27 protein-coding genes are annotated in these 25,556 nt (G+C 65.2%); 6 read left to right on the top strand and 21 right to left on the bottom strand.

Going from position 1 to position 25,556, the window contains the following annotated elements:
* Window positions 1-14: 14 nt before the first annotated feature.
* The 7 genes from purN to adk all read right to left on the bottom strand — a co-directional run bounded on the left by purN (window position 15) and on the right by adk (window position 7,276).
* Window positions 15-662: a phosphoribosylglycinamide formyltransferase gene (gene purN, locus J7548_RS12500; RefSeq protein ID WP_290974906.1), complete on the bottom strand. Its 648-nt coding sequence runs from the start codon at window positions 660-662 to the stop codon at window positions 15-17.
* Between the two features lie 253 nt (window positions 663-915).
* Complete coding sequence (locus tag J7548_RS12495) at window positions 916-1,314, bottom strand: barstar family protein (RefSeq protein WP_290974905.1); 399 nt, start codon at window positions 1,312-1,314, stop codon at window positions 916-918.
* A 96-nt stretch (window positions 1,315-1,410) separates the two neighbouring features.
* Window positions 1,411-1,806 carry a ribonuclease gene (locus J7548_RS12490; RefSeq protein ID WP_290974944.1) on the bottom strand — a complete coding sequence of 132 codons (396 nt, stop codon included), beginning with the start codon at window positions 1,804-1,806 and terminating at the stop codon, window positions 1,411-1,413.
* 107 nt (window positions 1,807-1,913) lie between these two features.
* Entirely contained in the window at window positions 1,914-3,113 is a 1,200-nt protein-coding gene (locus J7548_RS12485) for a patatin-like phospholipase family protein (protein ID WP_290974904.1), read from the bottom strand.
* Between the two features lie 310 nt (window positions 3,114-3,423).
* Window positions 3,424-4,182, bottom strand: a complete 759-nt coding sequence (locus J7548_RS12480; RefSeq protein WP_290974903.1) for an SDR family NAD(P)-dependent oxidoreductase — start codon at window positions 4,180-4,182, stop codon at window positions 3,424-3,426.
* A 113-nt stretch (window positions 4,183-4,295) separates the two neighbouring features.
* Window positions 4,296-6,338 carry a sodium-translocating pyrophosphatase gene (locus tag J7548_RS12475; protein ID WP_290974902.1) on the bottom strand — a complete coding sequence of 681 codons (2,043 nt, stop codon included), beginning with the start codon at window positions 6,336-6,338 and terminating at the stop codon, window positions 4,296-4,298.
* Between the two features lie 281 nt (window positions 6,339-6,619).
* The gene (gene adk / locus J7548_RS12470; protein ID WP_290974901.1) at window positions 6,620-7,276 is read right to left on the bottom strand and encodes an adenylate kinase; all 657 of its coding nucleotides are present in this window, start codon (window positions 7,274-7,276) and stop codon (window positions 6,620-6,622) included.
* Between the two features lie 33 nt (window positions 7,277-7,309).
* Between adk and J7548_RS12465 the strand changes: the two genes are divergently transcribed.
* Window positions 7,310-7,492, top strand: a complete 183-nt coding sequence (locus J7548_RS12465; RefSeq protein ID WP_290974900.1) for a hypothetical protein — start codon at window positions 7,310-7,312, stop codon at window positions 7,490-7,492.
* Window positions 7,493-7,516: 24 nt separating this feature from the next.
* On the opposite strand, the gene kdsB is transcribed toward J7548_RS12465, so the two are convergent.
* Genes kdsB through J7548_RS12440 form a run of 5 tightly spaced genes read right to left on the bottom strand, consistent with a single transcriptional unit; the run spans window position 7,517 to window position 10,635 of the window.
* Window positions 7,517-8,332, bottom strand: a complete 816-nt coding sequence (gene kdsB, locus J7548_RS12460; RefSeq protein WP_290974899.1) for a 3-deoxy-manno-octulosonate cytidylyltransferase — start codon at window positions 8,330-8,332, stop codon at window positions 7,517-7,519.
* Window positions 8,333-8,341: 9 nt separating this feature from the next.
* Window positions 8,342-8,539, bottom strand: coding sequence for a Trm112 family protein (locus tag J7548_RS12455; RefSeq protein ID WP_290974898.1), 198 nt, complete (start codon window positions 8,537-8,539; stop codon window positions 8,342-8,344).
* Complete coding sequence (gene lpxK, locus J7548_RS12450; protein ID WP_290974897.1) at window positions 8,520-9,551, bottom strand: tetraacyldisaccharide 4'-kinase; 1,032 nt, start codon at window positions 9,549-9,551, stop codon at window positions 8,520-8,522. The genes J7548_RS12455 and lpxK overlap by 20 nt, the downstream gene beginning before the upstream one ends.
* Before the next feature lie 43 nt (window positions 9,552-9,594).
* Window positions 9,595-10,020 (bottom strand): biopolymer transporter ExbD, encoded by a 426-nt coding sequence (locus J7548_RS12445; protein ID WP_290974896.1) that lies wholly within the window; start codon window positions 10,018-10,020, stop codon window positions 9,595-9,597.
* A 9-nt stretch (window positions 10,021-10,029) separates the two neighbouring features.
* Window positions 10,030-10,635 (bottom strand): MotA/TolQ/ExbB proton channel family protein, encoded by a 606-nt coding sequence (locus J7548_RS12440; RefSeq protein ID WP_290974895.1) that lies wholly within the window; start codon window positions 10,633-10,635, stop codon window positions 10,030-10,032.
* Window positions 10,636-10,781: 146 nt separating this feature from the next.
* Here J7548_RS12440 and xseA point away from each other — a divergent pair, with 146 nt between their 5' ends.
* The 3 genes from xseA to J7548_RS12425 all read left to right on the top strand — a co-directional run bounded on the left by xseA (window position 10,782) and on the right by J7548_RS12425 (window position 14,139).
* Window positions 10,782-12,164 carry an exodeoxyribonuclease VII large subunit gene (gene xseA, locus J7548_RS12435; RefSeq protein ID WP_290974894.1) on the top strand — a complete coding sequence of 461 codons (1,383 nt, stop codon included), beginning with the start codon at window positions 10,782-10,784 and terminating at the stop codon, window positions 12,162-12,164.
* Window positions 12,165-12,473: 309 nt separating this feature from the next.
* Window positions 12,474-13,052, top strand: coding sequence for a superoxide dismutase [Fe] (sodB, locus tag J7548_RS12430; protein ID WP_290974893.1), 579 nt, complete (start codon window positions 12,474-12,476; stop codon window positions 13,050-13,052).
* A gap of 175 nt (window positions 13,053-13,227) precedes the next feature.
* On the top strand, window positions 13,228-14,139 hold the full coding sequence (locus tag J7548_RS12425; protein ID WP_290974892.1) for a LysR family transcriptional regulator: 912 nt from the start codon (window positions 13,228-13,230) through the stop codon (window positions 14,137-14,139).
* A gap of 75 nt (window positions 14,140-14,214) precedes the next feature.
* Here the strand turns inward: J7548_RS12425 and J7548_RS12420 are convergent, their stop codons facing one another.
* Complete coding sequence (locus J7548_RS12420; protein WP_290974891.1) at window positions 14,215-15,516, bottom strand: MFS transporter; 1,302 nt, start codon at window positions 15,514-15,516, stop codon at window positions 14,215-14,217.
* 149 nt (window positions 15,517-15,665) lie between these two features.
* Window positions 15,666-16,508: a class II aldolase/adducin family protein gene (locus J7548_RS12415; protein WP_290974890.1), complete on the bottom strand. Its 843-nt coding sequence runs from the start codon at window positions 16,506-16,508 to the stop codon at window positions 15,666-15,668.
* A 174-nt stretch (window positions 16,509-16,682) separates the two neighbouring features.
* Between J7548_RS12415 and J7548_RS12410 the strand changes: the two genes are divergently transcribed.
* Window positions 16,683-17,069, top strand: a complete 387-nt coding sequence (locus J7548_RS12410) for an OsmC family protein (RefSeq protein WP_290974889.1) — start codon at window positions 16,683-16,685, stop codon at window positions 17,067-17,069.
* Here J7548_RS12410 and J7548_RS12405 read toward each other — a convergent pair.
* The 7 genes from J7548_RS12405 to J7548_RS12375 form a co-directional block, all read right to left on the bottom strand.
* A complete protein-coding gene (locus J7548_RS12405; protein ID WP_290974943.1) occupies window positions 17,051-17,974 on the bottom strand; it encodes a DedA family protein/thiosulfate sulfurtransferase GlpE in 924 nt (307 codons plus the stop codon). The genes J7548_RS12410 and J7548_RS12405 overlap by 19 nt on opposite strands.
* 245 nt (window positions 17,975-18,219) lie before the next feature.
* Complete coding sequence (locus tag J7548_RS12400; RefSeq protein WP_290974888.1) at window positions 18,220-19,605, bottom strand: MFS transporter; 1,386 nt, start codon at window positions 19,603-19,605, stop codon at window positions 18,220-18,222.
* A 121-nt stretch (window positions 19,606-19,726) separates the two neighbouring features.
* Complete coding sequence (gene gudD / locus J7548_RS12395) at window positions 19,727-21,082, bottom strand: glucarate dehydratase (RefSeq protein ID WP_290974887.1); 1,356 nt, start codon at window positions 21,080-21,082, stop codon at window positions 19,727-19,729.
* A gap of 170 nt (window positions 21,083-21,252) precedes the next feature.
* Window positions 21,253-22,335, bottom strand: a complete 1,083-nt coding sequence (locus J7548_RS12390; RefSeq protein ID WP_290974886.1) for a LacI family DNA-binding transcriptional regulator — start codon at window positions 22,333-22,335, stop codon at window positions 21,253-21,255.
* 115 nt (window positions 22,336-22,450) lie between these two features.
* Window positions 22,451-23,743, bottom strand: a complete 1,293-nt coding sequence (locus J7548_RS12385; RefSeq protein WP_290974885.1) for an MFS transporter — start codon at window positions 23,741-23,743, stop codon at window positions 22,451-22,453.
* Between the two features lie 58 nt (window positions 23,744-23,801).
* Window positions 23,802-24,239 (bottom strand): MarR family transcriptional regulator, encoded by a 438-nt coding sequence (locus J7548_RS12380; protein WP_290974884.1) that lies wholly within the window; start codon window positions 24,237-24,239, stop codon window positions 23,802-23,804.
* Window positions 24,240-24,393: 154 nt separating this feature from the next.
* Window positions 24,394-24,987 (bottom strand): helix-turn-helix domain-containing protein, encoded by a 594-nt coding sequence (locus J7548_RS12375; RefSeq protein WP_290974883.1) that lies wholly within the window; start codon window positions 24,985-24,987, stop codon window positions 24,394-24,396.
* 106 nt (window positions 24,988-25,093) lie between these two features.
* Between J7548_RS12375 and J7548_RS12370 the strand changes: the two genes are divergently transcribed.
* Window positions 25,094-25,546 (top strand): MaoC family dehydratase, encoded by a 453-nt coding sequence (locus J7548_RS12370; RefSeq protein ID WP_290974882.1) that lies wholly within the window; start codon window positions 25,094-25,096, stop codon window positions 25,544-25,546.
* The last annotated feature ends 10 nt before the right edge of the window (window positions 25,547-25,556 follow it).

Raw genomic sequence — 25,556 nt, 5'->3', positions numbered from 1 at the left:
GAGCCGGCAACGGCTCAGATGGCAATAACGGATGCGGATTCGGGCGCGCCGGCAGCGGCCGGGAGCAGGCGCACGCGCGCGCCTTCCAGCAACAGGCGCCCGTCGACGAACCAGCGCACGGCGCGCGGGTAGATGACGTGTTCCTGCTGCAGCACGCGCTCGGCCAGCGCTTCTTCGCTGTCGCCCTCCAGCACCGGCACGCAGGCCTGCGCCACGATCGGGCCGTGGTCCAGGTCGGGCGTGACGAAATGCACGGTCGCGCCATGCAGCTTCACGCCCACGGCCAGCGCCTGGCGGTGCGTCGCCAGGCCCGGGAAACTGGGCAGCAGCGATGGATGGATGTTGAGCATGCGTCCCTGGTAATGCTCCACAAACGGCGCGGTCAGGATGCGCATGAAACCCGCCAGCACCACCAGGTCGGGCGCATAGGCGTCGATCTTCTCGCGCAGGGCGGCGTCGAACTGGTCGCGCGTGGCGTAATCGCGGCTGGGGACGACCGCGGTCGGAATGCCGTGCGCCGCGGCGAACTCCAGGCCGCTGGCGTCGGCGCGATTACTGATGACGGCGGAAATTCTGGCAGGCCACTTCTCGGCCTGGGCGGCGCGGACGATGGCCTCCATATTGCTGCCTCGTCCGGAAATCAGGATGACAATGCTTCTCATGGTGTGCGCATTGTACCTGCTAGAACCTGTTCAATGTCTCGTCGCGAGTGGATCAAATGCTATTTCAGGATGGGCTGCAAGGCGCAAAACGCAGCCGGGCCGGTGGCCCGGCGAGGCTTTGCAACGCCGCAGACCGCCTGAAAGGGCATTTGAGCCGCCGCGTTGAGACATTGAACAGGTTCTTGGGACTGCCCAGCCGCCGATTTTCGCGTTGCCGGGGCCGGCAGCCGTGGCGGAAATGATTGGCCCGGATTTACTGGAAGGAATAGAAAACCCGGAACGCGATCTTCTTGTCGGCCCAGTAATCGGCAGCGTCGCGAAAGACGTCGAGCAGGGTTTCGCGGGCTTCCTTGTCGAATTTCTGGGTATTGGGCAGTTGTTCCAGCACCACGACGAAACCCGGCTGCTTGCCGGCCTTGTGCGTCAGGTCGGTCAGGCAATCGGCCAGCGCATCGAAGTTCTTGCCGAAGTGCCGGGGAAAATGGAAGGCGGTGGCGATGCTCGTCAGCACCTGTTGCTTGGTCGTTGCTTCGGCGCAATAAGCATAGAGAAAATGCTGCTCAAGACGAGCAGCCTCTTCCTGCAACTCGTTCACGCGGAAGGCGCGAATCGACTGCACTATATTTGGCGGCACCGTTTTAAACAAATTCATTCTCTCCCTTCCTATCCATGACGAGGTAGCGTAGCTGCATCCCTAGCCCGCAGCCGGGCTTGCCAGCCCAGCCGGCCGATATTGCCTGAAATCCTATCAGTCGCGAATCCGGCTGAACGTCTTGTAGTGGTCGCTCGTGTAATAGTATTCGCCGGATGTTTTCGGATCGCCGCCGCTGATGATCCTGCGTGCTCCGCGGTTACGCGCGCGTGGGGTTTTTACAGTGAATTCGTGATAATACCCGCGCTTTTGCTTGGGTAAAACCCCTTCATAATTGCCGAAAACCACGCCATCCTTGTCGTACGGGAAGGGCCCGCCCTGGCGGATCAGCCCCATGGTCTGCTGGGCTTCGCGCGGCAACTGGTCGAGCGAGACGTCGGGGATGCCGCCCGGCTGCGGGCCGCGCGCCTGGGCCGGCGCCGCCAGCACCAACGCGGCCAGCAGGACCAGCCAATACTTCAGGAAAAAGGATGAGATGACCCGGGCTCGCATTTTGATGGTTGCCATAAGATTAATTTTCAGCAATACGACATCGTAGATTAACGTGTTGCTTTCAGCTAAGCAACCATGCGCTGCCGCCCCATCGGCCCGCCCGCAGCTCAGGCTTGGACAGCTTGCTCCGTTTCCGCCGCAAAAAAGGCCAGCACTTCCTCGCGCTTGCCATAGGTATCGCTCTCCCCCAGCGCGATCAGCTCGCGCGTGAAGCTTTGCTCGAACAGGAGATAAGACGCCAGCGCCGAACCCCGCGCCTCGGTGGCGCCGATGCCGCCCAGCAAGGTGCGCATCGGCCTCGGCAGGCTTTCCACATGGCGGCTGGCGATGCTGTCGATGCGCTGCGAAGGCGAGATCACCAGCGTCTCGATCGGCTTTAACGGCGTGCGGTCGCGCTGCTCGGGCGTGAGCACCGACAACGTCTGGTTGACCCGGTTGGTGCGCTCGATATCGGCGGCCAGGCCGTCGAGGAAGATGCTCGACATCGCATGGCCGGCCACTTGCGCCAGGCTGGGGTAATGCGGGGTATTGGTCGGCGCCTCTTCGCCTTGCTCGCCGATGCGCCCGGCGCCGATCACCAGCACCTTGGAAGCGCCCAGGTGGATGGCCGGCGAGATCGGCGCGATCTGGCGCATCGAACCGTCGCCGCAATATTCGCAGCGGCCGTTGATATAGACCGGGATGGCGGGAAAGATGAAGGGAATGGCCGACGACGCCAGCAGGTGGTCGATGCCGATCTGGTCGCGGATCGCCAGCCGCTGCGTGCGGCGCCAGGGCTCGATCTCGTCCTTGCACTGGTAGAACGTGATGTGCTGGCCGCTGCTGTAGGAAGAGGCGGTCACCGCCAGCGCGTGCAGATTGCCTTCGGCCATCGCCTCGTCCAGCCGCGGCAGGTCCAGCAACCGGTGCAGCATGCTGACCAGCGGCGTATTGTCCAGCAGCGAATTGGGCGGATTGGCGCGCCATTTGCGCAACAGCCAGCCGAAGGAAAACAGCGACAGCCAGCGCGCGCCCGAGCGCAGCACGCCCAGCGAATCGGCGCGGTAGACCTGCTCGACCTTGAAGTTGGCCCACACCGCCATCAGCTCGCGCACCGCCTCGCCGAAATCGTCGGCGCGGCAAGCCAGGGCGGTGGCGTTGATCGCTCCCGCCGAGGTGCCGCAGATGATGGAAAAGGGATTGCGGTGCACCGGCCAGCCGGCTTCCAGCAAAATCAAGGACAGGGCGTTGAGCACGCCCACCTGATAGGCTGCCCGTGCGCCCCCTCCGGTCAGGATCAATCCTGTTTTTTGCTCTATTGACTCCATGTCAACAGCTTAGCAGCAGCCTCCCGCCGGCGGAGAAAAATCTTGGGATGCGATGCACAAACGGCCACCGCGTTATCCTAGATCCGGCAGTTGAATGCGTTCGCCGGTGCCGTGATCGTCGTGCCAGGCAAGGCGCGACGACGCGGCGCACTGCCGTGCGCAAGGAGGAGCAACGCCGCATGGCGCGGCGAGCGCGGTGCCGGCGAATGCATAGCGCTCTCACCAGCAAGGGGAACGGTATTGATACGGCCAATGTTTGTGTTTACTCGGCTATCCAGGAATAGCAAGCGGTCAACTGCCGGATCTAGGATTATTTGGGCTGCATGCGGATGGCGCCGTCCAGGCGGATGGTTTCGCCGTTGAGCATCACGTTCTCGATGATGGTCCTGGCCAGTTGCGCGTATTCGGCGGCGCGCCCCAGGCGCGGCGGGAAAGGCACCGCCTGTCCCAGCGAATCGCGCACCTCCTGCGGCATGGCCAGCATCATCGGCGTTTCGAAGATGCCGGGGGCGATGGTCATCACGCGGATGCCGCTGCGCGACAGGTCGCGCGCCATCGGCAGCGTCATGGCGACGATGGCGCCCTTGGATGCCGAATAGGCGGTCTGGCCGATCTGGCCGTCGTAGGCAGCGACCGAGGCGGTGTTGATGATCACGCCGCGCTCGCCCTCTTCGGCCGCATCCGTCTTGGCCATCGCGTCGGCGGCGAAGCGCGCCATGTTGAAGCTGCCCACCAGATTGATGTTGAGCGTCTTCATGAACAGCGACATGGTATGCGGCCCGCTCTTGCCGATCAGCTTTTCGGCCGGCGCGATGCCGGCGCAGTTGACCAGGCCGCGCAAGGTGCCCAACTGCTGGGCGGCGCGCACCACCGCCTGCGCATCTTCCTCGGCGCTGACGTCGCAGCGCACGAACACGCCACCCAGCTCCTGCGCCAACTTGCCGCCGGCTTCCTCGTTCAGGTCGGCCAGCACCGGCCTGCCGCCGGCGGCGGCGATCATGCGCGCGGTGGCCGCGCCCAAACCCGACGCGGCGCCGGTGACGATGAACACATTTCCTTCGATACGCATTGCGTCTCCTTGCTTTATTTATCCAGATTACTGCGTATGGAGATTATGCAGGAGACGCCGCGCGAACGACTATCCGCGCGGCGACAATCGGTATCGTCGGACTCAGGCAGGACTCAGGTCGGCATCGCCGGCAGCAGCGGCACCAACAGCAGGGCCACGATGTTGATGATCTTGATCAGCGGATTGACGGCCGGCCCGGCGGTGTCCTTGTACGGGTCGCCCACGGTATCGCCGGTCACTGCCGCCTTGTGCGCATCCGAACCCTTGCCGCCGTGGTGGCCGTCCTCGATGTATTTCTTTGCGTTGTCCCAGGCGCCGCCGCCGGTGGTCATCGAGATCGCCACGAACAGGCCGGTCACGATGGTGCCCATCAACAATCCACCCAGCGCCGCCGGCCCCAGCAGCAGGCCGACCACGATCGGCACCACCACCGGCAGCAGCGACGGCAGGATCATCTCGCGGATGGCCGACGAGGTCAGCATGTCCACCGCGCGGTCGTATTGCGGCCGGCCGCTGCCGTCCATGATGCCGGCGATCTCGCTGAACTGGCGCCGCACCTCGACCACCACGGCGCCGGCGGCGCGGCCCACGGCTTCCATCGCCATCGCGCCGAACAGGTAGGGGATCAGGCCGCCGATGAACAGGCCGATGATCACCGCCGGGCTGGACAGGTCGAAGGAAGTGTTCTTGCCGACGCTGTCGAGCGCGTGGGTGTAGTCCGCGAACAGCACCAATGCCGCCAAGCCCGCCGAGCCGATCGCATAGCCCTTGGTGACGGCCTTGGTGGTGTTGCCCACGGCATCGAGCGGATCGGTGATGGCGCGCACCGAATCCGGCATGCCCGACATCTCGGCGATGCCGCCGGCGTTGTCGGTGATCGGGCCGTAGGCGTCGAGCGCGACGATGATGCCGGCCATCGACAGCATCGAGGTGGCGGCGATGGCGATACCGTACAGGCCGGCCAGCCAGTAGGCGGCGATGATGGCCAGGCACACCGCCAGCACCGGATACGCGGTGGACTTCATCGACACCCCGAGGCCGGCGATGATGTTGGTGCCATGGCCGGTGGTCGAGGCTTCAGCGATGTGGCGCACCGGCTTGAAGTCGGTACCGGTGTAATACTCGGTGATGTAGACCATCAGCCCGGTCAGCGCGATGCCGACCACCGCCGAACCGACCAGAGGCACGCGCATCTCGGGCGGCAGCATCAGCCAGCTGACCGCCACGAAACCGATCAGCGACAAGCCGGCCGACCACCACAAGCCGGTGTACAGCGCCGACATGATCTTCTTGCCCGGCGCCGCCTTGACCATCGAGCAGCCGACGATGGACGCCAGGATCGACACCCCGCCCAGCGCCAGCGGATACAAGATGGCCAATACTTCCATGCCCTTGAGCATCAGGCTGCCCAGCAGCATGGTCGCCACCAGCGTGACCACGTAGGTCTCGAACAGGTCGGCCGCCATGCCGGCGCAGTCGCCCACGTTGTCGCCGACGTTGTCGGCGATCACCGCCGGGTTGCGCGGATCGTCCTCGGGAATGCCGGCTTCGACCTTGCCCACCAGGTCGGCGCCGACGTCGGCGCCCTTGGTGAAGATGCCGCCGCCCAGGCGGGCGAAGATGGAGATGAGCGAAGCGCCGAAGGCCAGGCCGATCAGCGGCTTGATGGCGTCATGCAGGCTCGGCGCGCGCCCCTGGCCGTATTCGAACAGGAACCAGAAGAACAGCGTCACGCCCAGCAGGCCCAGCCCCACCACCAGCATACCGGTGATCGCCCCGCCGCGAAACGCCACGTTGAGCGCCTCGTTCATGCCGCGCGTGGCCGCTTGCGCGGTGCGCACATTGGCCCGCACCGATACGTTCATGCCAATGAAACCGCAAGCGCCCGACAGCACCGCCCCCAGCAGGAAGCCGAGCGCGGTCGGCCAGCCCAGACCGGGAATGAAGGCGATCACCACCAGCAGCACCACGCCGACCATGGCGATGGTGCGGTACTGCCGGGCGAGATAGGCCGAAGCGCCCTGCTGGATCGCGCTGGCGATGTCCTGCATGCGTTCGTTGCCGGGGTCTTGCTTGAGAATCCAACTGCGGGATACGAGGCCATACAGCACTGCGACGACGCCGCAGGCAATGGCAAACCAAAGGGCTGTAGCCATTATGTCTCCTTATTATCACGACTCATCAACAATCACGAACATCCGCCGCTGCCGCCGGCACAGGAACATGCCTGTTGCCGGCGGCAGCCACCGATACTGCGCCTGCAAATTACGTCGCCCTTTTTCTTGGATTTATTATTGTGCTGCCGGGGCTGCAGCGGCCGCCGCGCACACATTGCGCAGCAGCTGGACAAATTCAATCCTCCTTGCCTGGTCCTGCCTTGCCGCGGCATGCATGCGCCGCGCGGCAATAAAAAAAGCGGACCGCAGTCCGCTTTACTTTACTCTGCCAGGGCGGCAAATGCACGATCCCTAATTTCTTCCACCGGTCCGACGCCGGCGATCTTGCGATACTTCGGCGCGCCCGGCTGGCCCGACTTGGCCCACTCGCCGTAGTAGCCCAGCAGCACTTCGGTCTGGTCGTGGTACACGGTCAGGCGCTTCTTGACGGTTTCTTCCTTGTCGTCGTCGCGCTGGATCAGGGCTTCGCCGGTGGCGTCATCCTTGCCCTCGACCTTGGGCGGGTTGAACTTCACGTGGTAGGTACGGCCCGAAGCCGGGTGCACGCGGCGGCCGCTCATGCGCTCGACGATGGCGCTGTCGGGCACGTCGATTTCCAGCACGTAGTCGATGGCCACTCCGGCTTCCTTCATGGCGTCGGCCTGGCGCGTGGTGCGCGGGAAGCCGTCGAACAGGTAGCCGTTGGCGCAATCGGGCTGCTTCAGGCGGTCCTTGACCAGGCCGATGATGATGTCGTCAGAAACCAATCCGCCCGCGTCCATCACCTTCTTGGCGGCGATGCCCAGTTCAGTTCCCGCCGCCACGGCCGCGCGCAGCATGTCGCCGGTGGAGATTTGCGGGATGTTGAATTTTTCCTTGATAAAAGTGGCTTGCGTACCTTTACCGGCACCAGGCGCTCCTAACAGGATGAGGCGCATATTGATTCCTAAATTGAAGTTTCTGAAATATGAATGCTTGAATTCTTTTGCGATGGGATGGCGATCGATACCAACCATTTATGGGCGGTTGTGTCTCTTTTTGTGGCGCCGTTTGCATCAGCTCTTGACGAAACTTACCACAAAATCTTACCGAACCATGACAAACGCCTGATTTTTAAGCAGTCTCCTGCTCTTGATTGTGTCGTGCCAGATTGACAGCAAACTTACATCTCACGCCGTTTACAAGGCGGAAATGGTTTTCACCAGGGGACTGTCCGGCGGCGCCTCAAAGTGTTTGCGTACACGCAACAAATCTTCCGGCGTATCCACCCCCGCTTCCGGCACCACCGAGGTGACGTGCACGGCGATCGAATGCCCATGCCACAGCACGCGCAGTTGCTCCAGCGCCTCGATACGTTCCAGCGGCGAGGCCGACAGCGTCGGATACAGCTGCAGGAACTTGTTGCTGTAGGCGTACAGGCCGATATGGCGCAGCGGCGCGTAATCGTTGGCATGGTCGGCGCCATGCGCCTCGGGCAGCACGTCGCGCGATTTGGCGAAGGCGTCGCGGTGCCAGGGAATCGTCGCGCGCGAGAAATACATGGCGCAGCCGTCCTTGTTCAGCACCACTTTCACCACGTTGGGATTGAAGGCGTCGGCCGCCGTTTCAATCGGATGCGCGGCGGTGGCCATCGGCACCCCGGCCTTGATCTGGCCCGCAGTGGCCGCGACCAGGCCCGGATCGATCAGCGGCTCGTCGCCTTGCACGTTGACCACCACCGCGTCGTCGGCCAGGTCCAGCGAAGCGGCCACTTCCGCGATGCGGTCGGTGCCGGAGGGATGGTCGGCGCGCGTCATCGCCACTTCCACGCCATGCTGGCGGCAGGCGGCATGGATGTCGTGGTGGTCGGTGGCGACGATGATGCGCGCCGCGCCCGACAGCGCGGCGCGCTCGGCCACGCGCACGATCATCGGCTTGCCGCCGAGGTCGGCCAGAGGCTTGTTGGGCAGGCGCGTCGACGCCAGCCGCGCCGGGATGATGACGGTAAAGGACATGGGCTCGGCTCAGGCGGCCGGCGACGCCGGGGCGGCCGGAGCGGCATTGATGTCGCGCGCTTCATCGGCCCACATGATGGGGATGCCGTCGCGGATCGGATAGGCCAGCTTGTCGCCTTTGCAGATCAGTTCCTGCGCTTTCTTGTCGTAGTCCAACGGGCCCTTGCAAATCGGGCAGACCAGGATATCAAGCAGTCGGGCGTTCACGGAGTTTCTCCACTATATGTTCAGCCAGCGCGCCGTCGATGCGCGCCGATACGGGCACGACCCAGATGCGCGGGTCGTTTTTGATGGCCTCGATAGCCTTGCATTTTACTGCATCCTTCTCGGTGATCAGGATGACATCGGCCGGCAGGCCGGCGAAGGGATTGGCGGAGAAGTCGTAATGGTCCGGCAGCGGGTGTTCGGAAAACGCCAGCCCGGCGCCGCGCAGGGTGGCGAAGAAACGGCCGGGGTTGCCGATGCCGGCCACCGCGGCAATGCGTGCGCCATCCGCGCCGATGCCCGCCAGCGGACGGCGCGCGGACGGCGGCGCCAGCTGGACAAGCTCATCCGCGTCCAGCCGCATCGCGTAGCTGCCGGCCGGCGCCGCGCTGCCCGCCGGCAGGTTGCACACGGAAAAATCCCGGCGCCGCGTCGCCGGTTCGCGCAGCGGGCCGGCCGGCAGCAGCCAGCCGTTGCCGGCGCCGCGCGCGTCCGACAGGACGATCTCGATGTCGCGCGCCAGCGCGTAATGCTGCAGGCCATCGTCGGACACCACCACATCCACTTCCGGATGCGCCGCCAGCAAGGCCCGGCCCGCCGCCGCGCGGCGGCGCCCGACCACCAGCGGCACGCCGGTGCGCTGCACGATCAGCAGCGGCTCGTCGCCGACCCGCGCCGCCGCCGAATCGGCCCGCACCTCCGCCACCGCTTCGGCCCCGCCCGCGCCGTAGCCGCGCGACACCACGCCCGGCGTGTAGCCGGCGGCGCGCAAGGCTTCTATCAGCCAAATGGAAAACGGCGTCTTGCCGGTGCCGCCGACAAAGACGTTGCCGACCACGACGACCGGCACCGGCAGGCGTTCGGCGCGCCTGAATCCCCATGCGAACAGCGCGCGCCGCAACGCCGCCAGTGCGCCGAACAGCAGCGACAGCGGCCACAGCAGGCAAGCCAGCGGCCCGCGCCCTTGCCAGGCGCGGGTCAGGATGGCTTCGGCATTGCGGTGGGAGTCGGCCATGGTCGATGAGTTGGATGATTGCGGCAAACGCCACATTACCTGCTTATTTGCTGCTGGACTGCGCGGTGAACGTCACCTTCGGGAAGCCGGCGATACGCGCCGCCTCCAGCACATTGATCACGGTCTGGTGCGTGGCCAGCGCGTCGGCGTTGATGATGACCACAGGATCGCTCTTGCCGCTGCTCTTGAGCACGGCCTGCATCTCGTCGGCCAGGCCTTGCGCGTCGCGCGCGGCGATGCGGCTATTGTTGATGGCGTAGCGCCCCTGCGCGTCGACCGCGACATTGATCTCGAACGGCTGCTCCAGCGCCTTCTGCGCGTCGGCGGTGGGCAACGTGATCTGCAGCGCGGTGAACTTGCTGTAGGTGGTGGTCACCATCAGGAAAATCACGATCACCAGCAGCACGTCGATGAACGGGATCAGGTTGATCTCCAGGTCTTCGCGGGGGCGTCCCTTGCGGAAATTCATGGCGGCCTCTTAGCGGCGCACGTCGTGCACGATGTCGACGAACTTGACCGCCTGCTGCTCCATGTCGACCACGAAACCGTCGACCAGCGCGCGGAAATGGCGGTAGAACACCAGCGCCGGCATCGCAATGGCCAGGCCGAAACCGGTGTTGTACAGCGCAATCGAAATGCCGTGCGCCAGTTGCGCCGGGTTGGTGCCGGCGGCGTTCTGCGAGGCGAAGATCTCGATCATGCCGACCACGGTGCCGAACAGCCCCATCAGCGGCGCCAGCGACGCGATCGTGCCCAGCGTGGTGAGAAAGCGTTCCAGCCGGTGCGCCGCGGCCTGGCCGGCCTCTTCGATGGCCTCCTTCATCACTTCGCGCGGGGCGTCGACGTTGCGCAGGCCGGCGGCCAGCACATGGCCGAGCGGGGAATTCTGCTCCAGCTTGTCGATCACGCCGTCGTTGACGCGGCCGCTCTGGTAGACGCGCACCACCTCGCCCAGCAACTCGGGCGGCAAGACCCGGGTGCGGCGCAGGTAGACCAGCCGTTCGATGATCAGCGCCAGGCCGATGATGGATGCGATCAGCAAGGGCCAGATCGGCCAGCCGGCGGCGAGGATGATGGCGAGCAAAACGAACTCCTGTAGAGGTAAAAACGGATACGGGTGCAGAATGTAGCCTGTTGCGCCGCCGCGGGCAAGCGCGACCCGGCGCCGCATTGGCTTTACAATGCGGGGGATATTTTATCGCTCTATATAGATCAGTAGACAGCCTGCCCATGCCCGCCGACCAGTATCCCCCGTTCCGCCCCGCCCAGCCCGCCGCCGGCGATGCCGGCCCGCCGGTGCTGACGGTGTCGGCCCTGAACCAGTCGGTGGCGCGGGTGCTGGAGCGCACCTTCCCGCTGATCTGGGTCAAGGGCGAGATTTCCAACTTCACCCGCGCCGCCTCCGGCCACTGGTATTTCAACCTCAAGGATGACGGCGCCCAGGTGCGCGCCGTGATGTTCAAGGGCCGCGCCCAATACGCCGGCTTCATGCCGCGCGAAGGCGACAAGGTCGAGGTGCGCACCCTGGTCACGCTGTACGCGCCGCGCGGCGACTACCAGCTCAACGTGGAAGCGATCCGCCGCTCCGGCGTGGGCGACCTGTACGCAGCCTTCCTGCAGCTGAAGGAAAAACTGGAGCGCGAAGGCCTGTTCGACCGCGCCGCCAAGCGGCCGCTGCCGGGCTTCCCGCGCCGCATCGGCATCGTCACCAGCCCGCAGGCGGCTGCGCTGCGCGACGTGCTGACCACGCTGCGCCGCCGCGCGCCGCATGTGGAAGTGATCCTCTACCCGACGCCGGTGCAAGGCGAAGGCTCGGCCCAGCGCATCGCCGCCGCCATCGAGACCGCCTCCGCGCGCGCCGAGTGCGACCTGCTGCTGGTCTGCCGCGGCGGCGGCAGCATCGAAGACCTGTGGTCGTTCAACGAAGAGACCGTGGCGCGCGCCATCGCCGGCTGCTCGATGCCCGTCATCTCGGGCGTGGGCCACGAAACCGACTTCACCATCGCCGACTTCGCCGCCGACCTGCGCGCCCCGACCCCCACCGCCGCCGCCGAGATGGCCGCGACGGCGCGCGAAGACTGGCTGGCCGGACTGCGCGCCCACGCCCAGGACCTGACGCGCGCGCTGCGCCGCGCGCTGGCGGACAAGGCGCAGGCCGTCGACTGGATGTCGCGCCGGCTGGTCAACCCGGCCGCCTATATCCAGCATGAACGCGTCAAGCTGCTGGCGCTGCAAACCCGCCTGTCGCACGCCACCCGCGTGCCGCTGACGCAGGCGCGCCACCGTCTGCAGCAGTTGTCCACCCGGCTGGCGCACCAGTTGCCCGACACCGCCCATGCGCGACGCGATCTTGGCGACCTGGCGCGCCGCCTGCATGGCGCGCTGGCGACGCAGCAGTCGCGCCAGCGCCAGGCGCTGGCCGGCCTCAACGCCCAGCTGGAACTGCTCAACCCGCAACGCACGCTGGAACGCGGCTACGCCATCGTCACCGACCGCCAGGGCCGGGTGCTGCACTCGCCCGCCGAGCTGTCGGCGCGCAGCCGGATCACGGTCCGGCTGGCGCAAGGCAGCGCCGAAGTCAACATCGCCGGCGTCCAGCCACGCTTGGACTGACGCCGCCCATTCGACTTTTTTCTTATAAGCATTTTCCCTCCGGACGAGGGAGATGCCATGCCGGCTCCCATCGCCGCTTTCATGGATGAGCCGCAAGCTCCGGCCACATGCGGCCGGAGCCCGATTCGCCCGGGCTCCCGATGCGGCGATGCAGATGAGAACAATTCCAATTTACAAAACAGCCAGCACCGGCGCGGCCTGGCGGTCTATTGACCGGGTGCAAAGAATCCATATCCGCTTTAGAATCACAGGTTCAGAACAGCCCCTCGGTAACCACCCGATACATCAACAAGACAGAAAGGATTCACCATGGCACATACCCTGCCGGCACTGCCTTACGCTCTGGACGCACTGGCGCCCACGATTTCCAAAGAGACCCTGGAATATCACTACGGCAAGCACCACCAGACCTATGTGACCAACCTGAACAACCTGATCCCGGGCACTGAGTTCGAAAACCTGTCCCTGGAAGAGATCATCAAGAAATCCTCCGGCGGCGTCTTCAACAACGCAGCCCAGATCTGGAACCACACCTTCTACTGGAACGGCCTGACCCCGAAGGGCCAGGGCGCTCCGAGCGGCGCGCTGGCTGACGCCATCAACGCCAAGTGGGGTTCGTTCGACGCCTTCAAGGCCGAGTTCACCAAACAAGGCCTGGCCAACTTCGGTTCCGGCTGGACCTGGCTGGTCAAGAAGGCCGACGGTTCGCTGGACATCGTCAACACCACCGGCGCCGGCACCCCGCTGACCACCGACAGCAAGGCGCTGCTGACCGTGGACGTATGGGAACACGCCTACTACATCGACTACCGCAACGCCCGCGCCAAGTACGTGGAAGCGTTCTGGGGCATCATCAACTGGGATTTCGTCGCCAAGAACTTCGCCTAATCGGCGCCGCCTTTCCGGCACGAAAAAAGCCACGCACCGCGTGGCTTTTTTCTTTTACAAATACGTACGCAGCAAGCACGCCGCCCCCTCTCCTATCCGGTATCATCGTCCCCACCACAGGCGCCCCTGCCGGCAAGAGCGCCAAAGTTTTCCCGATCATACCGAGACGCTCCCCATGAAAGACGAACGCTTGCTCGAGATGCAAGTCTTCAAGGCCGTGGCCGACCACGGCGGATTCACCGCCGCTTCGCATGTGCTGGGCGCCAGCCAGCCCTTCGTCAGCCGCACCCTCAACAACCTGGAAAAACGCCTCGGCGTGGCGCTGCTGCGGCGCTCGACCCGCCAGGTCCACCTGACCGAGGAAGGCAGGATCTTCCTCGCCTCCTGCAACCGGATCATCGGCGACATCGAGCTGGCCGAAGGGCAAATCTCCTCTACCGGCGCCTCGGCCTCGGGCGACCTGCGCATCACCGCCGCGACCTCGTTCGGGATGGACCAGGTCGTGCCGCTGCTGCCCGAGTTCATGGAGACGTACCCCAACGTGCGGGTGCGGCTGTCGCTGTCCGACAACCTGGTGGACATCATCGGCAGCGGCGTCGACGTCGCCATCCGCATGGGCCACCTGCAGGATTCCATGCTGCTGTCGCGCAAGCTGTGCCACCTGCAGCGCCTGATCGTGGCCGCCCCTTCCTACATCGCACGCCACGGCGCCCCGAAAACGCCGGACGACCTGCGCCGGCACAACTGCCTGCAATGGGAAGCGCCGATGGACCATCTCAACCACTGGCCCTTTATCGTCGACGGCCAGCGCATCAGCGTGGAGATCCGCGGCAACTTCCAGTTCACCAGCGGCATGTCGTCGGTCGAGATGGTGCTGGCCGGCGTGGGCATGACGCGCATGGCCGAGCACTTCGCGCTACCGGCCATCCGCAGCAACAAACTGGTGCCTTTGCTGACCGAGTACCAGGCCCAGGACGATACCGCCATCTACGCCGTCTACGCCAAGGAGCGGCACGTGCATCCGCGCGTGCGCGCCTTCGTCAATTACCTCGCCGAGAAATTCAAGGAGCCGCCCTGGACGCGCTGAAGCGACCACCGGCGCAGACATAAAAAAAGCCGCCCCGAGGGGCGGCAAACACTTGCATGGTCGATGCCTGCGGCGTCACTTGTCCAGCCGCTTGGGCAGCATCATGGTCACCACCGCGCCGAACACCATGATCGCGCCGATGATGTACATGCCGATGTCGGTACGCCCGGTCGACACGTTGAGCCAGCCCACCAGGTAAGGCGACACGAAGCCGGCGATGTTGCCGAAGGAATTGACGAAGGCCAGCGCCGCCGCCACCGAGGCGCCGACGAACATGCTGGTCGGCAGCGCCCAGAACAGGCTGATGCAGGAGTACACGCCGGCTGCCGCCAGCGACAGGCAAGCCACCGTCACCGCCGGCCCGCCGTTGAGGATCATGGCCAGCGCCAGGCCGATGGCGCCGATCGTCAGCATGGAGGCGAAATACAGCCGGCGCTTGCCGCTGATGTCGGCGCCGCGGCCCGACAGGTAGAGCGCGATGGCGGCGACGATATTAGGGATGGCCGAGTACAGGCCGATCTGGAACGGGTCGGCGACACCGGCGCGCTTGATCAGCGAAGGCATCCAGAATCCGACCGCGTACAGTCCCATGATCAGGCAGAAATAAATCAGCACGAACACCCACAACTGGCGGCTGGCCAGGAATTCGCGCACGCTGCCGTGCTCGACCTTGCCGGCGTTCTCGGCGCGCAGGTCGGACTCGATCCGCTCCTTCTCGGCCGCGGTCAGCCAAGAAACCTTGCGGAAATCGTCGGCCATGCAGAAGAACACGACCACGCCCAGCACCAGCGCCGGAATCGCCTCCACCAGGAACAGCCATTGCCATGCCTGCAGCGGCTGCACATCCTTGAACGCATCCAGGATCCATCCCGACAGCGGGCCGCCGACGATGAACGCCAGCGGCGCCCCCATCACGTAGATCGCCATCGCGCGGCCGCGGCGCTGCGCCGGAAACCACAGGGTCAGCAGGTACATGATGCCCGGCGCGAAACCTGCCTCGGCCACACCCAGCAGGAAGCGCGCGATATAGAACTGCATTGGCGTGCGCACCAGCAGCATCGCCGCCGAGATGATGCCCCAGGTGATCATGATGCGGGCGATCCAGACACGGGCGCCGACGCGGCGCAGGATCATGTTGCTCGGCACCTCGAAGAGCATGTAGCCGATGAAGAAGATGCCCGATCCGAGGCCGTAGATGGCGTCGTCGAAACGCAGCGCGTCGAGCATCTGCAGCTTGGCGAAGCCGACGTTGACGCGGTCGAGGTAGGCCACCAGGTAGCAGGCGAGGATCAGCGGCAGCAGCCGCCAGTAGGCTTTCTTGTAAACGTCTGCGCCGTCGGCGTGCGCCAGCGAGCCGCTGTCGTATGCGGTAGTCATCTTGGTTGTCTCCTGAATGGCGTTGGCTGTTTTTTATCGTTGGAGCGGGTTGCGCCGTTTCCCGGCTGTCGCGCCTGCCCCACAAGGGCGCCCGCCGAGACGGGAACGCCCTGCCAATGCCTGTTGCCTGATTGTAGTAGGGGCCGGCCTTAGTCGAACAGGTCGGGCTGCAAGTGGGAAATTTCCGCGAACAGCGTCTGGAAGTGCAGCCAGCCGATGAACTCGTTGCCTAGGTGCTCGCGCGAATAGCCGGCGAACTTGGCGTCGATTTCCTTGGGCCGGATTTCCTTGGCGGCTTCGATCATCAGTTGCATGCGGCAGCAGTGGTCGAGCGCGATGAAGTGCCAGCAGGCATCGTCGATGCTGTGGCGGCTGGCCACCAGCAAGCCGTGGTTCTGGTGGATGATCGCCTTGTTGTTGGCGAACGCGCGCGCCACCGGATGGCCGGACTCCTGCGCCACCGGCACCTTGCCGGCGCCGTCGCCCAGCACCGCGTGGTCGCCGTAGAACATGCAGGCATCCTGCGTCACCGGCGACAGCGGGCGGCCGAACGCGGCCCAGGCGCCGCCGTGCACGGTGTGCGCGTGGCAGGAAGCGATGATGTCGGGGTTCTGCTCATGGATGGCCGAGTGCAGCACATAGCCGGCCTGGTTGATGGCGTACTTGCCTTCCACCACGCGGCCGCCGTGGTCGACCAGCACCAGCATCGAGGCCTTGACCATCGAGAACGGCACGGCCATCGGATTGGTCCAGAACAGGTCCGGATGCTCCGGGTCGCGCACCGTCAGGTGGCCGCCGAAGCCGAACGAAAAACCGTGCTTGGCGAACAGGCGGCAGGCCGCGGCCAGCCGTTCCTTGCGGTGCTGTCGCTCTTCGGCGACCGAGTTGAATACCGGCTCCTGCGGGAAGATCAGGCCTTCCTGGTCAGGCTGGTAAACGGATTTTTTCTGGGTTCCCGATTGGGGCTGGGCGGGCTTGGCTTCCATCAGCATGGCTGTCTCCTGGGTAATCGAGCAGCCATTATAGGAAGCGCCTATGGGCCGATTAAGCACCTGGCCGGCATAGGACTTATGCGGCGGCGAACGTAAATCGGAAGCGAATCCGGCGATGTGACACAATCAGACCCTGGCGCCCCGCCCTTCAAAACGACACCACGGAGAACCGACATGGCCCACGTCACCCTGCACAACACCGCCGGCTACGCCCAGGAAATCAAGGCGCGCAACCACCAGCTGAAGGCCGACGAACCCGAGAACAACGGCGGCAAGGATACCGGCCCGGCGCCTTACGAACTGCTGCTGGCGGCGCTGGCGGCCTGCACCTCGCTGACGCTGCGCATGTACGCCGACCGCAAGGGCTGGGACCTGGGCAGCATTTCGGTGGACGCGCATTTCGGCCGCGACGACAGCGGGCTGGAAACCATCACCCGCAAGATCAGCTTCGGCAATGCCCTGCCGGCCGAGCAACTGGCCCGCCTGGCGGAAATCTGCGAGAAGACGCCGGTCACCAAGACCATCCGCCAGGGTACCGCGATTCAGACGTCGATCGCGTAACCGGCGGCGCGCCAGGCATCGATGCCGCCGGTCAGCGGCCGCACCTTCTTGTAGCCGCGCTGCATCAGCTGGCGCGCCACCATCGCGGCCGACGCCTCGTTGGGACAGGCGCAGTACACCACCACCTCATCCTCGATCGGGCCGTCGAAGACGAAGGTCTGGATTTCCTGGTTGGACATCGTCACCGCGCCCGGAATCCTGCCGTCCTGCTGCGACAGCGGCGAACGCACATCGATGATGGTGGGCGCGATGCCCTCCTCCAGCATGTTGTTCAATTCCTGCACCGAGATGCGCGCCATTTCCAGCGACTTGCGGAAGCGACGGCGCTGCCACCACTTGTTGGCGATGAAAGCCGCCAATGCGATCCCGATGAGCAGCATGCCGTAATGGCCGAGCTGCGCCAGCACGTTCAGCAAGTCGTCCACCGCCGAGCTGAACAGCGAACCGAGGAAGATGCCCAAGCCGGCCCACAGCGCGCTGCCGATGGCGTCATACAGCAGGAAACTGGAACGGCGCGTGCCCATGGTGCCGGACAAGGCGCTGGCGATCGAGGCGAAACCGGGGATGAACTTGGCCGCCAGCAGCGAACGCGCGCCCCAGCGCAGGTAAATCGACTCGGTCTGGCGCACGCAGGAATCCGGCGACAGCGAGATGCGGCACAGGCGCGACATGATCTGGCGGCCGTAGCGCCGGCCGGCCAGGTACCAGAAGTAATCGGCGATCAATGCGGCCAGCACCGCCAGCGCCAGCAGCAAGGCGGCCGGATACTGCCCGCTGTGCGCCAGCGCGCCGGTGATGATCAAGGTGGGATAGGCGGGCACGGGCGCGCCCAGCTGCTCGACCAGCACATTGAAGAAGACGATGAGCAATCCGTATTGCTCGATCAGGTGGTACAGGGTTTCCATTGCATTGTCGCCATCGTTCTTGCCGCATGACAATCCGGCAAGCGCCTCCTGGTTGTCCACCATGGCCAACCGCAGAATGCCATTATAGGTTTGCCGCCCGCGTCTTGCTGTTGCATCGGCGGCGGCAACGGGAAATAAATGGGGGCGGAGGCGCGAAAGAAAAGCGCCCCGGCATCCGCCGGCAAGCGGAACGCGCGGAGCGCAAACGAGGAAGGCCTCGGAGAAAAACCTGTATCAGGACCGGGTCATGCCGGCAGCTTCATGCGCGCCTTGGCATCGCCCGGGACGGCCGGACTGCCGCCGGCGCTGCCGCTGCCGCCTTGCGGCGCCGGCCTGGTGCGGGCCAGGAACACCAGCACCGCGGCCGCCACCGAGGCGATCGACAGCGCATACAGGCCGCCCTGGATGGAACCGGTCTTCTGCTCCAGGTAGCCGAAGGTGGCCGGCGCGAAGAAGCCGCCCAGGTTACCCAGCGAATTGATCAGCGCCAGTACGGCGGCGGCGATGCGGCCGTCGAGATACCCCTGAGGTATCGGCCAGAACAGCGAGGATGCCGCCTTGAAACCGATGCCGGCAAAGCACACCGCGACGAAGCCGACCACCGGGCCGCTGCGGGCCGACACCGCCATCCCCACCGCCGAGATCAGCAGCGTCAGGGCGACCCAGAACTGCTGCTTCCTGAAGCGCCCCGCCAGCACCGCGAACGCATACATCGCGGCGATCGAGACGATCCAGGGAATGGAATTGAACAAGCCGACCTGGAAGTCGTTGAAATGCCCCATTTTCTTGATGATGGTCGGCAGCCAGAAGGTCGCGCCGTAGATGGTCAGCTGGATGGCGAAGTAGATGAAGCAGAACAGCACGATCTGCGGGTCGCGCAGCAGCGTGAAGGCGGAGACGTGCGCCGGACGGCTGGCGGCGCGCTGCTCCTGCTCGGCATCGATGACGGCGACCAGCGCCTGGCGCTGTTCGGGCGTGAGCCATTTGGCGTCGCGCGGGGCCGAATCGAGCAGGAACCACACCACGAAGCACAGCGCCATCGAGGCGCCGCCTTCGATCAGGAACATCCATTGCCAGCCACGCAGGCCGCCGCCTTCGATCAGCAGCAAGGCGCCGGTGATCGGCCCCGACAGGATGGAGGCGATCGCCGAACCGGAAAGGAACACCGCCATCGCGCGGCCGCGCTCATGGTTGGGCAGCCACTGCGTGAAGTAATACACCACGCCCGGGAAGAAACCGGCCTCGGCCACGCCGAGCAGGAAGCGCATGAAGTAGAAGCTGCTTTCGCTCTGCACGAACGCCATGCATGCCGCCACAAGGCCCCAGGTGAACATGATGCGGGTCAGCCAGGCCTTGGCGCCGTAGCGCTGCAGCAATATGTTGGACGGCACTTCGAACACGGCGTAGCCGACGAAGAACAGCCCGGCGCCCAGCCCGAAGGCGGCCGCGCCGATGCCGAGATCGGCGGCGAGATGGGCGCGCACGAAACCGATATTGACGCGGTCGATGTAGTTGACGATGAACATCACCACGAACAGGGGCAGGATGCGCCACTTGATCTTGCCCACCGCGGCGGTGAGCGTGAGATTGGCCGGTTCGGGAGCGCCGGCCGGCGTTGCGGATGTATTCACGAGTGTGTCTCCTCTTTCAGGACTCGGTATTACGCGTTGATGGAAAAACCGGTATTGCCTGTGTTTTTGTTTTTTCTTGTGCTTCTGCTGCCGTTCTTTTTTCCAGCCTTGCCGCCGGCGTTCAGCGCACCAGGCAGGGCTTCTTGTTGTCGAACTTCCAGCCGGGAATCAGGTACTGCATGGCCACCGCGTCGTCGCGCGCGCCCAGGCCCATGTTGCGGTAGGTCTGGTGCGCCGCTTCGATCTGCGCCATGTCGACCTCGATGCCCAGGCCCGGCTTGGCCGGCACCTTCACCTTACCGCCGACGATCTGCAGCGGATCCCGGGTCAGGCGCTGGCCGTCCTGCCAGATCCAGTGGGTGTCGATGGCGGTGATCTTGCCGGGCGCGGCGGCGGCCACGTGGGTGAACATCGCCAGCGAGATGTCGAAGTGGTTGTTGGAGTGCGAACCCCAGGTCAGGCCCCACTCGTGGCACATCTGCGCCACGCGCACCGAACCCTGCATGGTCCAGAAGTGCGGGTCGGCCAGCGGGATGTCGACCGACTGCAGCGAGATCGCATGGCCCATCTGGCGCCAGTCGGTGGCGACCATGTTGGTGGCGGTCTGCAAGCCGGTGGCGCGACGGAATTCGGCCATCACCTCGCGGCCGGAATAGCCGTCCTCGGCGCCGCACGGGTCTTCGGCGTAGGCCAGCACGTCGTGCTGGTCGCGGCACAGGCGGATCGCATCTTTCAGCAGCCAGCCGCCGTTGGGATCGAGCGTGATGCGCGCATGGGGGAAACGTTCGGCCAATGCGGTCACGGCCTCGATCTCTTCCTCGCCGCGCATGACGCCGCCCTTGAGCTTGAAATCGTTGAAGCCGTAGCGCTGAAAAGCGGCCTCGGCCAGACGCACGACAGCTTGCGGCGTGGTCGCTTCTTCATGGCGCAGGCGCAGCCAGTCGTCGCCCTCGCCTTCGGCCGAGAGGTACGGCAGCTCGGTCTTCTTGCGGTCGGCCACGTAGAACAGGTAGCCTAGCATCTCCACTTCATCGCGCTGCTGGCCCTCGCCCAGCAATGCCGCCACCGGCACTTCCAGGAACTGGCCGAGCAGGTCGAGCAGCGCCGCCTCCAGCGCGGTGACCGCATGGATGGCGATGCGCAGGTCGAACGTCTGCAAGCCGCGGCCGCCGCTGTCGCGGCCGGCGAACGCGGTGCGCGCGCGGTTCAGAATCGCCTGGTAGTTGCCGATGGCCTGGCCCACCACCAGCGTGCGCGCATCCTCCAGCGTCTGGCGGATGCCTTCGCCGCCCGGCACTTCCCCCACGCCGGTGCGGCCGGCGCTGTCGGTCAGGATGACGATGTTGCGGGTGAAATACGGCCCGTGCGCGCCGGACAGGTTGAGCAGCATGCTGTCGTGCCCGGCGACGGGGATGACGCGCATGTCGACGATCTTGGGGGCGCCGTGGACGGCGGATGCGGCTTGGGTGCTGCTCATGCTGGACTCCTGTTGGTGGCGCCGCGGCGGCGGCGTATTTCGGCGATGTTTCTTTTTTATATTTGGTAGCGCTACCAAATTAATTTTGAATGATGGTAGCGGTACCAAATATCGGTGTCAACTGTTGATTTCAGGCATCGGATGGAAATGGGAGAAGGCCGGCCGCGCCCTCAGGCGCTTTGCCGCTTGATGATGGAAAAGCCGATATCGACGATCGGTTCGGCGATCTCCAGCCCGGCGGCGCGGTCGATGATGAACTTTGCCGCGCGCTGGCCGATGCCGGTGCCGTCGATGCGCACCGTGGTCAGTTGCGGCTGCAGGTCGCGCGAGAATTCGAGGTCGCCGAAGCCGACCACGGCCAGTTGTTCGGGAATGCGGATGCCGCGGCTCTGGGCTTCGATCATCACGCCCAGCGCCAGCAGGTCGGAACTGCAGAAGATGGCATCCATGTCCGGCTGGCGCTCCAGCAGGTCGGCCAGCCCCTTGCGGCCCTGGCCCAGCGTGGTCGGCGCGCTCACATGGTGCATCGCCATCGGCGCACCGCCGGCCGTCATGCCGAGCGTAGCGGCTTCCTTGGCGAAAGCATTCATGCGGCGCTGGCTGCGCTCGTCGCGTCCACCCACCGCCACCGCCATGCGCCGTCCGGCGCCGTGCAGGTAGCGCGCCACTTCGCGGCCGATATCGTCGTGCGAAAAACCGACCAGCATGTCGATCGGCGTGGGCGTCAGGTCCCAGGTCTCGACCACCGGGATGCCGCTGGCCAGCAGGCGCTTGCGGGCCTCGGCCGAACGCATGATGCCGGTCAGCACCACGCCGTCGGGACGACGGCCGATGATGGCTTCGAGCAGCGCATCCTCGCGCGAATTCTCATAGCCGCTCTGCCCCAGCATCACCTGGTAGCCGGCCGCGGCCAGCGATTCAGTGAGCGTGTGGACGATCTCCTGGAATACCGGGCCGATCACGGTCGGCACCACCACCGCCACCAGCCGGCTCTTGTTCGAGGCCAGGCCGCCGGCCAGCAGGTTGGGCACGTAGCCGGTACGCTCCACCGCATCCTTGACCTTCTGCAGCACCTTGGGCGACACCGCCGAAGGCGTGTTCAGCGCGCGCGAAGCGGTGATCGGCGCCACCCCGGCCAATTGCGCCACGTCGCGCAGCGTAATGCCGCCAGCGCTCTTGCGGCTGGCGCGCCGGCGCGGCTCGGTGCTGTCGTCGTTGGAATCGGGATGGGAAGGAGGGACATTCTGTGACATGCGGGCATTCTAGCATCGCCGCTGGTAGCGTTACCAAAGGAAGCGACCTGCTCTCTCGCAATGAAAAAGCCGGCATCCGCCGGCTTTTTCCACATCGGAAAACTGAATCGATGCGTCAGGCCGCAGCCGGCACCGCCGTCGCCTTCTGCCCCTTGATGCGCAACACCATCACCGCGCCGATCAGGCAAGCCACGCCCATCATGATCGACGACAAGGTGTAGTTACCCAGCGTGGCGCGCAGGTAGCCCGCCAGCGTGGTGGCGGTAGCCGCGCCCAGCTGGTGGCCGGCGACGATCCAGCCGAACACAATGGGCGCCGCCAGGCGGCCGAACACGTCGTTGGCCAGGCGCACGGTGGGCGGCACGGTGGCGATCCAGTCCAGGCCGTAGAAGATGGCGAAGATGGCCAAACCGTAGTACTGCAGGCCGAAGGCGTAAGGCAGGAAGATCAGCGCCACGCCGCGCAGGCCGTAGTACCAGAACAGCAGCACGCGCGGGTTGTAGCGGTCCGACAACCAGCCCGACAGCGTGGTGCCGACCAGGTCCAGCATACCCATCGCCGCCAGGATGGAAGCGCCGCCGACCTCGTTGATGCCGTAGTCGTTGCACATGGCGATGAACTGGGTGCCGATATAGCCGTTGGTCGACAGGCCGCAGACGAAGAAGCTGAAGAACAGCAGCCAGAAATCGGGCATGCGCACCGAGCTGCGCAGCGCGTCGAAGGCGATCGCCAGCGGGTTCTTCTTGCTGGCGGCCTCTTCCTTGACATCAGCGGTCTGGCCGAACATCTTCTGACCGATCGCGGCCGGGCTTTCCGGCAGCAGCAGCCACACCAGCGGGATCGCCAGCAACGCCACCGCCGACACCAGGAACGCCACCGAACGCCAGCCGTAAGACCCCACCATCGCCGCCATCAGCGGCAGGAACACCATCTGCCCGGTAGCCGCGCTGGCGGTCAGCAAACCCATGGCCAGGCCGCGCCGGGCTTCGAACCAGCGGCTGACGATGGTGGCGCCCAGCGTATTGGCGGCCACGCCGGTGCCGGCGCCGACCAGCAAGCCCCAGGACAACAGCATGTGCCAAGGCATCTGCATCAGCGTCGACAGCGCGGTACCGCTGGCCAGCAGCAGCAGCGCGCCCAGCACCACGCAGCGGATGCCGAAGCGCTGCATGGCGGCGGCCGAGAACGGGCCGATCAGGCCGTACAGCGCGATGTTGACCGAGATCACCACGGAGATGGTGGAGCGGTTCCAGCCGAACTCCTGTTCCAGCGGCAGGATCATGACCGAGGGCGTGGCGCGGATGCCGGCCGAGCACAGCAGCACGAGGAAGATCACGCCGACCACGATCCAGGCGTAATGGAAGCGCGGCGTGACGGCATTGGCGAACGATTGGGTGAGCTTGTTCATTGCATTCTTTTTCGGGAGGTGGGTTGGCGGAAGTCCGTCCTGGTTTCGGCAGCTGTCGCTATACGTCCTGCAGCTTGCCGTAGGCGTCGTTGATGATCTCGGTCAGTTCGCCTGCCAGCCTGGGGCCGAGCTGGCGGTCGATCTCGTCCTGGGCGCGGCGCCAGTTGGGGCGCGCCTCGTCAAGCTTCTTGCGGCCGGCCGCGGTCAGTTGCAGCGCGAAGGAGCGCTTGTCCAGATGCGCCTCTTCCGGCAGATCGACCGTCTCCACCCATCCCGCGGCGGTCAGCGGCTTGAGCGCCCGGCTCAGGGTGCTGCGGTCCATGCCCATGTCGGTGGCCAGGGCGATGTTGGCGATCGGCCCGCCGCGGCCGATGCGGCTGAGCAGCGAGTACTGGGTGATGGTGAGCGCGTTGGGCTGCAGATGGTGGTCGTAGATGACCGTGATCTTGCGCGTCAGGCGGCGCAGCGGGGAGCAGGTGCAGATGTCGTTGCTCATCGGGAATCCTCAGGCGGGGCTGATCGGGCATGTTGGCGCCGATCAATTTAATGCATATACATCGATGTGTATGCATCATATTTTTCAAACCAATGGCTGTCAAGGCCATCCTTTGAAAAACGGGAGAGCTTGCGTTGCGCCGCTGGCAAGCCGCTCAGGCGCGCTTGCCAGCCTTCGCGGCCTTGGCCGACGCGGCGACCTTCTTCGCCTTGACCGGCTTGGCCGGCGGCGCTTCATCAACGGCTTCGTTGGCGGCTTCGCGGCGGTGCGCGATCAGCGCCAGGCGCTCGCGTGTGGCGCCGTCCGCCTGCGGGCCGGGCACGAGGGCGTAATCGCGTGAATTGATTTCACGGCCGGTCTTGCGGTCCACCAGCGCCAGGTCGACCTCCTTGCCGGTGTTGGCATCGACCAGCATCACGCTCGGGCCTTCCGGCGCGAAATGCTTGTTGCCCCAGGCATTGAGCGCGATGAGGATGGTGCGGAAATCGCGGCCGAGGTCGGTCAGCACATACTCGAAACGCGGCGGACGCTCGCTGTACTGGCGGCGCTCCAGCATGCCGGCTTCGACCAGGCTGTGCAGGCGGCGCGTGAGGATGTTGGGGGCGATGTCCAGGCTTTTCTGGAACTGGTCGAAGCGCGTCAGTCCGTGCAGCGCATCGCGCAGGATCAGGATGCTCCACCACTCGCCCACGCGTTCGAGCGTGCGCGCCACCGGGCATTGCATGTTGCCAAAACTCTTGCGTTCCATATCAGCCCCTCATGGCCTGTTCTTCACAGCCCTTTTTCCGCTATCATCAGTCACTATCATTTTGCAATGATAATGGGATTATATCCGAAGCAAAACGGGAGGCGCCATGAAAGAACCGATGTTCCTCGAAGACTTCGAGGTAGGACAAATCTTCCGCCACCCAGGCGGCGTGGCTGTGACGGCCGAGGAAATCAAGCAATTCGCCGGGCAATTCGATCCCCAGCCGTTCCACCTGGATGAAGCCGCCGCGCAACAGTCCTTCTTCCGCGGCCTGGCCGCCAGCGGCTGGCATACCGCCGGGCTGACCATGCGCATGCTGGTCGATACGCTGCCCGTCCACGGCGGGCTGATCGGCGCCGGCTTCGAGGAATTCCGCTGGCCGCGCCCGACCCGGCCGGGCGATGTGCTGCGGCTGGAAGCGGAAGTGCTGGGCATCAAGCTTTCCCAGTCCAAGCCGCTGCAGGGCTTCCTCTACCACCGCGTGACCACCTACAACCAGCACGATGAAGCGGTGCTGGTGATGACCGGCAACCTGCTGGCGCCGCGCCGGCCGCAATAAGCCCCCGCCC

This window comes from Herbaspirillum sp. (assembly GCF_017744395.1).
Lineage (GTDB): Bacteria > Pseudomonadota > Gammaproteobacteria > Burkholderiales > Burkholderiaceae_D > Herbaspirillum.
The sequence above is the reverse complement of the archived record's forward strand: the minus strand, read 5'-3'. Positions and strand labels throughout refer to the sequence as shown.

Excerpts from the sequence above, each read along its gene's own strand:
- J7548_RS12390 (WP_290974886.1), bottom strand. The coding sequence starts at position 22,335 with ATGTCACAGAATGTCCCTCCTTCCCATCCCGATTCCAACGACGACAGC.
- xseA (WP_290974894.1), top strand. The coding sequence starts at position 10,782 with ATGCCCGCCGACCAGTATCCCCCGTTCCGCCCCGCCCAGCCCGCCGCC.
- lpxK (WP_290974897.1), bottom strand. The coding sequence starts at position 9,551 with ATGGCCGACTCCCACCGCAATGCCGAAGCCATCCTGACCCGCGCCTGG.
- J7548_RS12410 (WP_290974889.1), top strand. The coding sequence starts at position 16,683 with ATGGCCCACGTCACCCTGCACAACACCGCCGGCTACGCCCAGGAAATC.
- J7548_RS12420 (WP_290974891.1), bottom strand. The coding sequence starts at position 15,516 with ATGACTACCGCATACGACAGCGGCTCGCTGGCGCACGCCGACGGCGCA.
- J7548_RS12380 (WP_290974884.1), bottom strand. The coding sequence starts at position 24,239 with ATGAGCAACGACATCTGCACCTGCTCCCCGCTGCGCCGCCTGACGCGC.
- adk (WP_290974901.1), bottom strand. The coding sequence starts at position 7,276 with ATGCGCCTCATCCTGTTAGGAGCGCCTGGTGCCGGTAAAGGTACGCAA.
- J7548_RS12405 (WP_290974943.1), bottom strand. The coding sequence starts at position 17,974 with ATGGAAACCCTGTACCACCTGATCGAGCAATACGGATTGCTCATCGTC.
- J7548_RS12415 (WP_290974890.1), bottom strand. The coding sequence starts at position 16,508 with ATGCTGATGGAAGCCAAGCCCGCCCAGCCCCAATCGGGAACCCAGAAA.
- J7548_RS12370 (WP_290974882.1), top strand. The coding sequence starts at position 25,094 with ATGAAAGAACCGATGTTCCTCGAAGACTTCGAGGTAGGACAAATCTTC.
- J7548_RS12485 (WP_290974904.1), bottom strand. The coding sequence starts at position 3,113 with ATGGAGTCAATAGAGCAAAAAACAGGATTGATCCTGACCGGAGGGGGC.
- J7548_RS12445 (WP_290974896.1), bottom strand. The coding sequence starts at position 10,020 with ATGAATTTCCGCAAGGGACGCCCCCGCGAAGACCTGGAGATCAACCTG.
- purN (WP_290974906.1), bottom strand. The coding sequence starts at position 662 with ATGAGAAGCATTGTCATCCTGATTTCCGGACGAGGCAGCAATATGGAG.
- sodB (WP_290974893.1), top strand. The coding sequence starts at position 12,474 with ATGGCACATACCCTGCCGGCACTGCCTTACGCTCTGGACGCACTGGCG.
- J7548_RS12375 (WP_290974883.1), bottom strand. The coding sequence starts at position 24,987 with ATGGAACGCAAGAGTTTTGGCAACATGCAATGCCCGGTGGCGCGCACG.
- kdsB (WP_290974899.1), bottom strand. The coding sequence starts at position 8,332 with ATGTCCTTTACCGTCATCATCCCGGCGCGGCTGGCGTCGACGCGCCTG.
- J7548_RS12490 (WP_290974944.1), bottom strand. The coding sequence starts at position 1,806 with ATGCGAGCCCGGGTCATCTCATCCTTTTTCCTGAAGTATTGGCTGGTC.
- J7548_RS12475 (WP_290974902.1), bottom strand. The coding sequence starts at position 6,338 with ATGGCTACAGCCCTTTGGTTTGCCATTGCCTGCGGCGTCGTCGCAGTG.
- J7548_RS12385 (WP_290974885.1), bottom strand. The coding sequence starts at position 23,743 with ATGAACAAGCTCACCCAATCGTTCGCCAATGCCGTCACGCCGCGCTTC.
- J7548_RS12480 (WP_290974903.1), bottom strand. The coding sequence starts at position 4,182 with ATGCGTATCGAAGGAAATGTGTTCATCGTCACCGGCGCCGCGTCGGGT.
- J7548_RS12425 (WP_290974892.1), top strand. The coding sequence starts at position 13,228 with ATGAAAGACGAACGCTTGCTCGAGATGCAAGTCTTCAAGGCCGTGGCC.
- gudD (WP_290974887.1), bottom strand. The coding sequence starts at position 21,082 with ATGAGCAGCACCCAAGCCGCATCCGCCGTCCACGGCGCCCCCAAGATC.
- J7548_RS12495 (WP_290974905.1), bottom strand. The coding sequence starts at position 1,314 with ATGAATTTGTTTAAAACGGTGCCGCCAAATATAGTGCAGTCGATTCGC.
- J7548_RS12465 (WP_290974900.1), top strand. The coding sequence starts at position 7,310 with ATGCTTGAATTCTTTTGCGATGGGATGGCGATCGATACCAACCATTTA.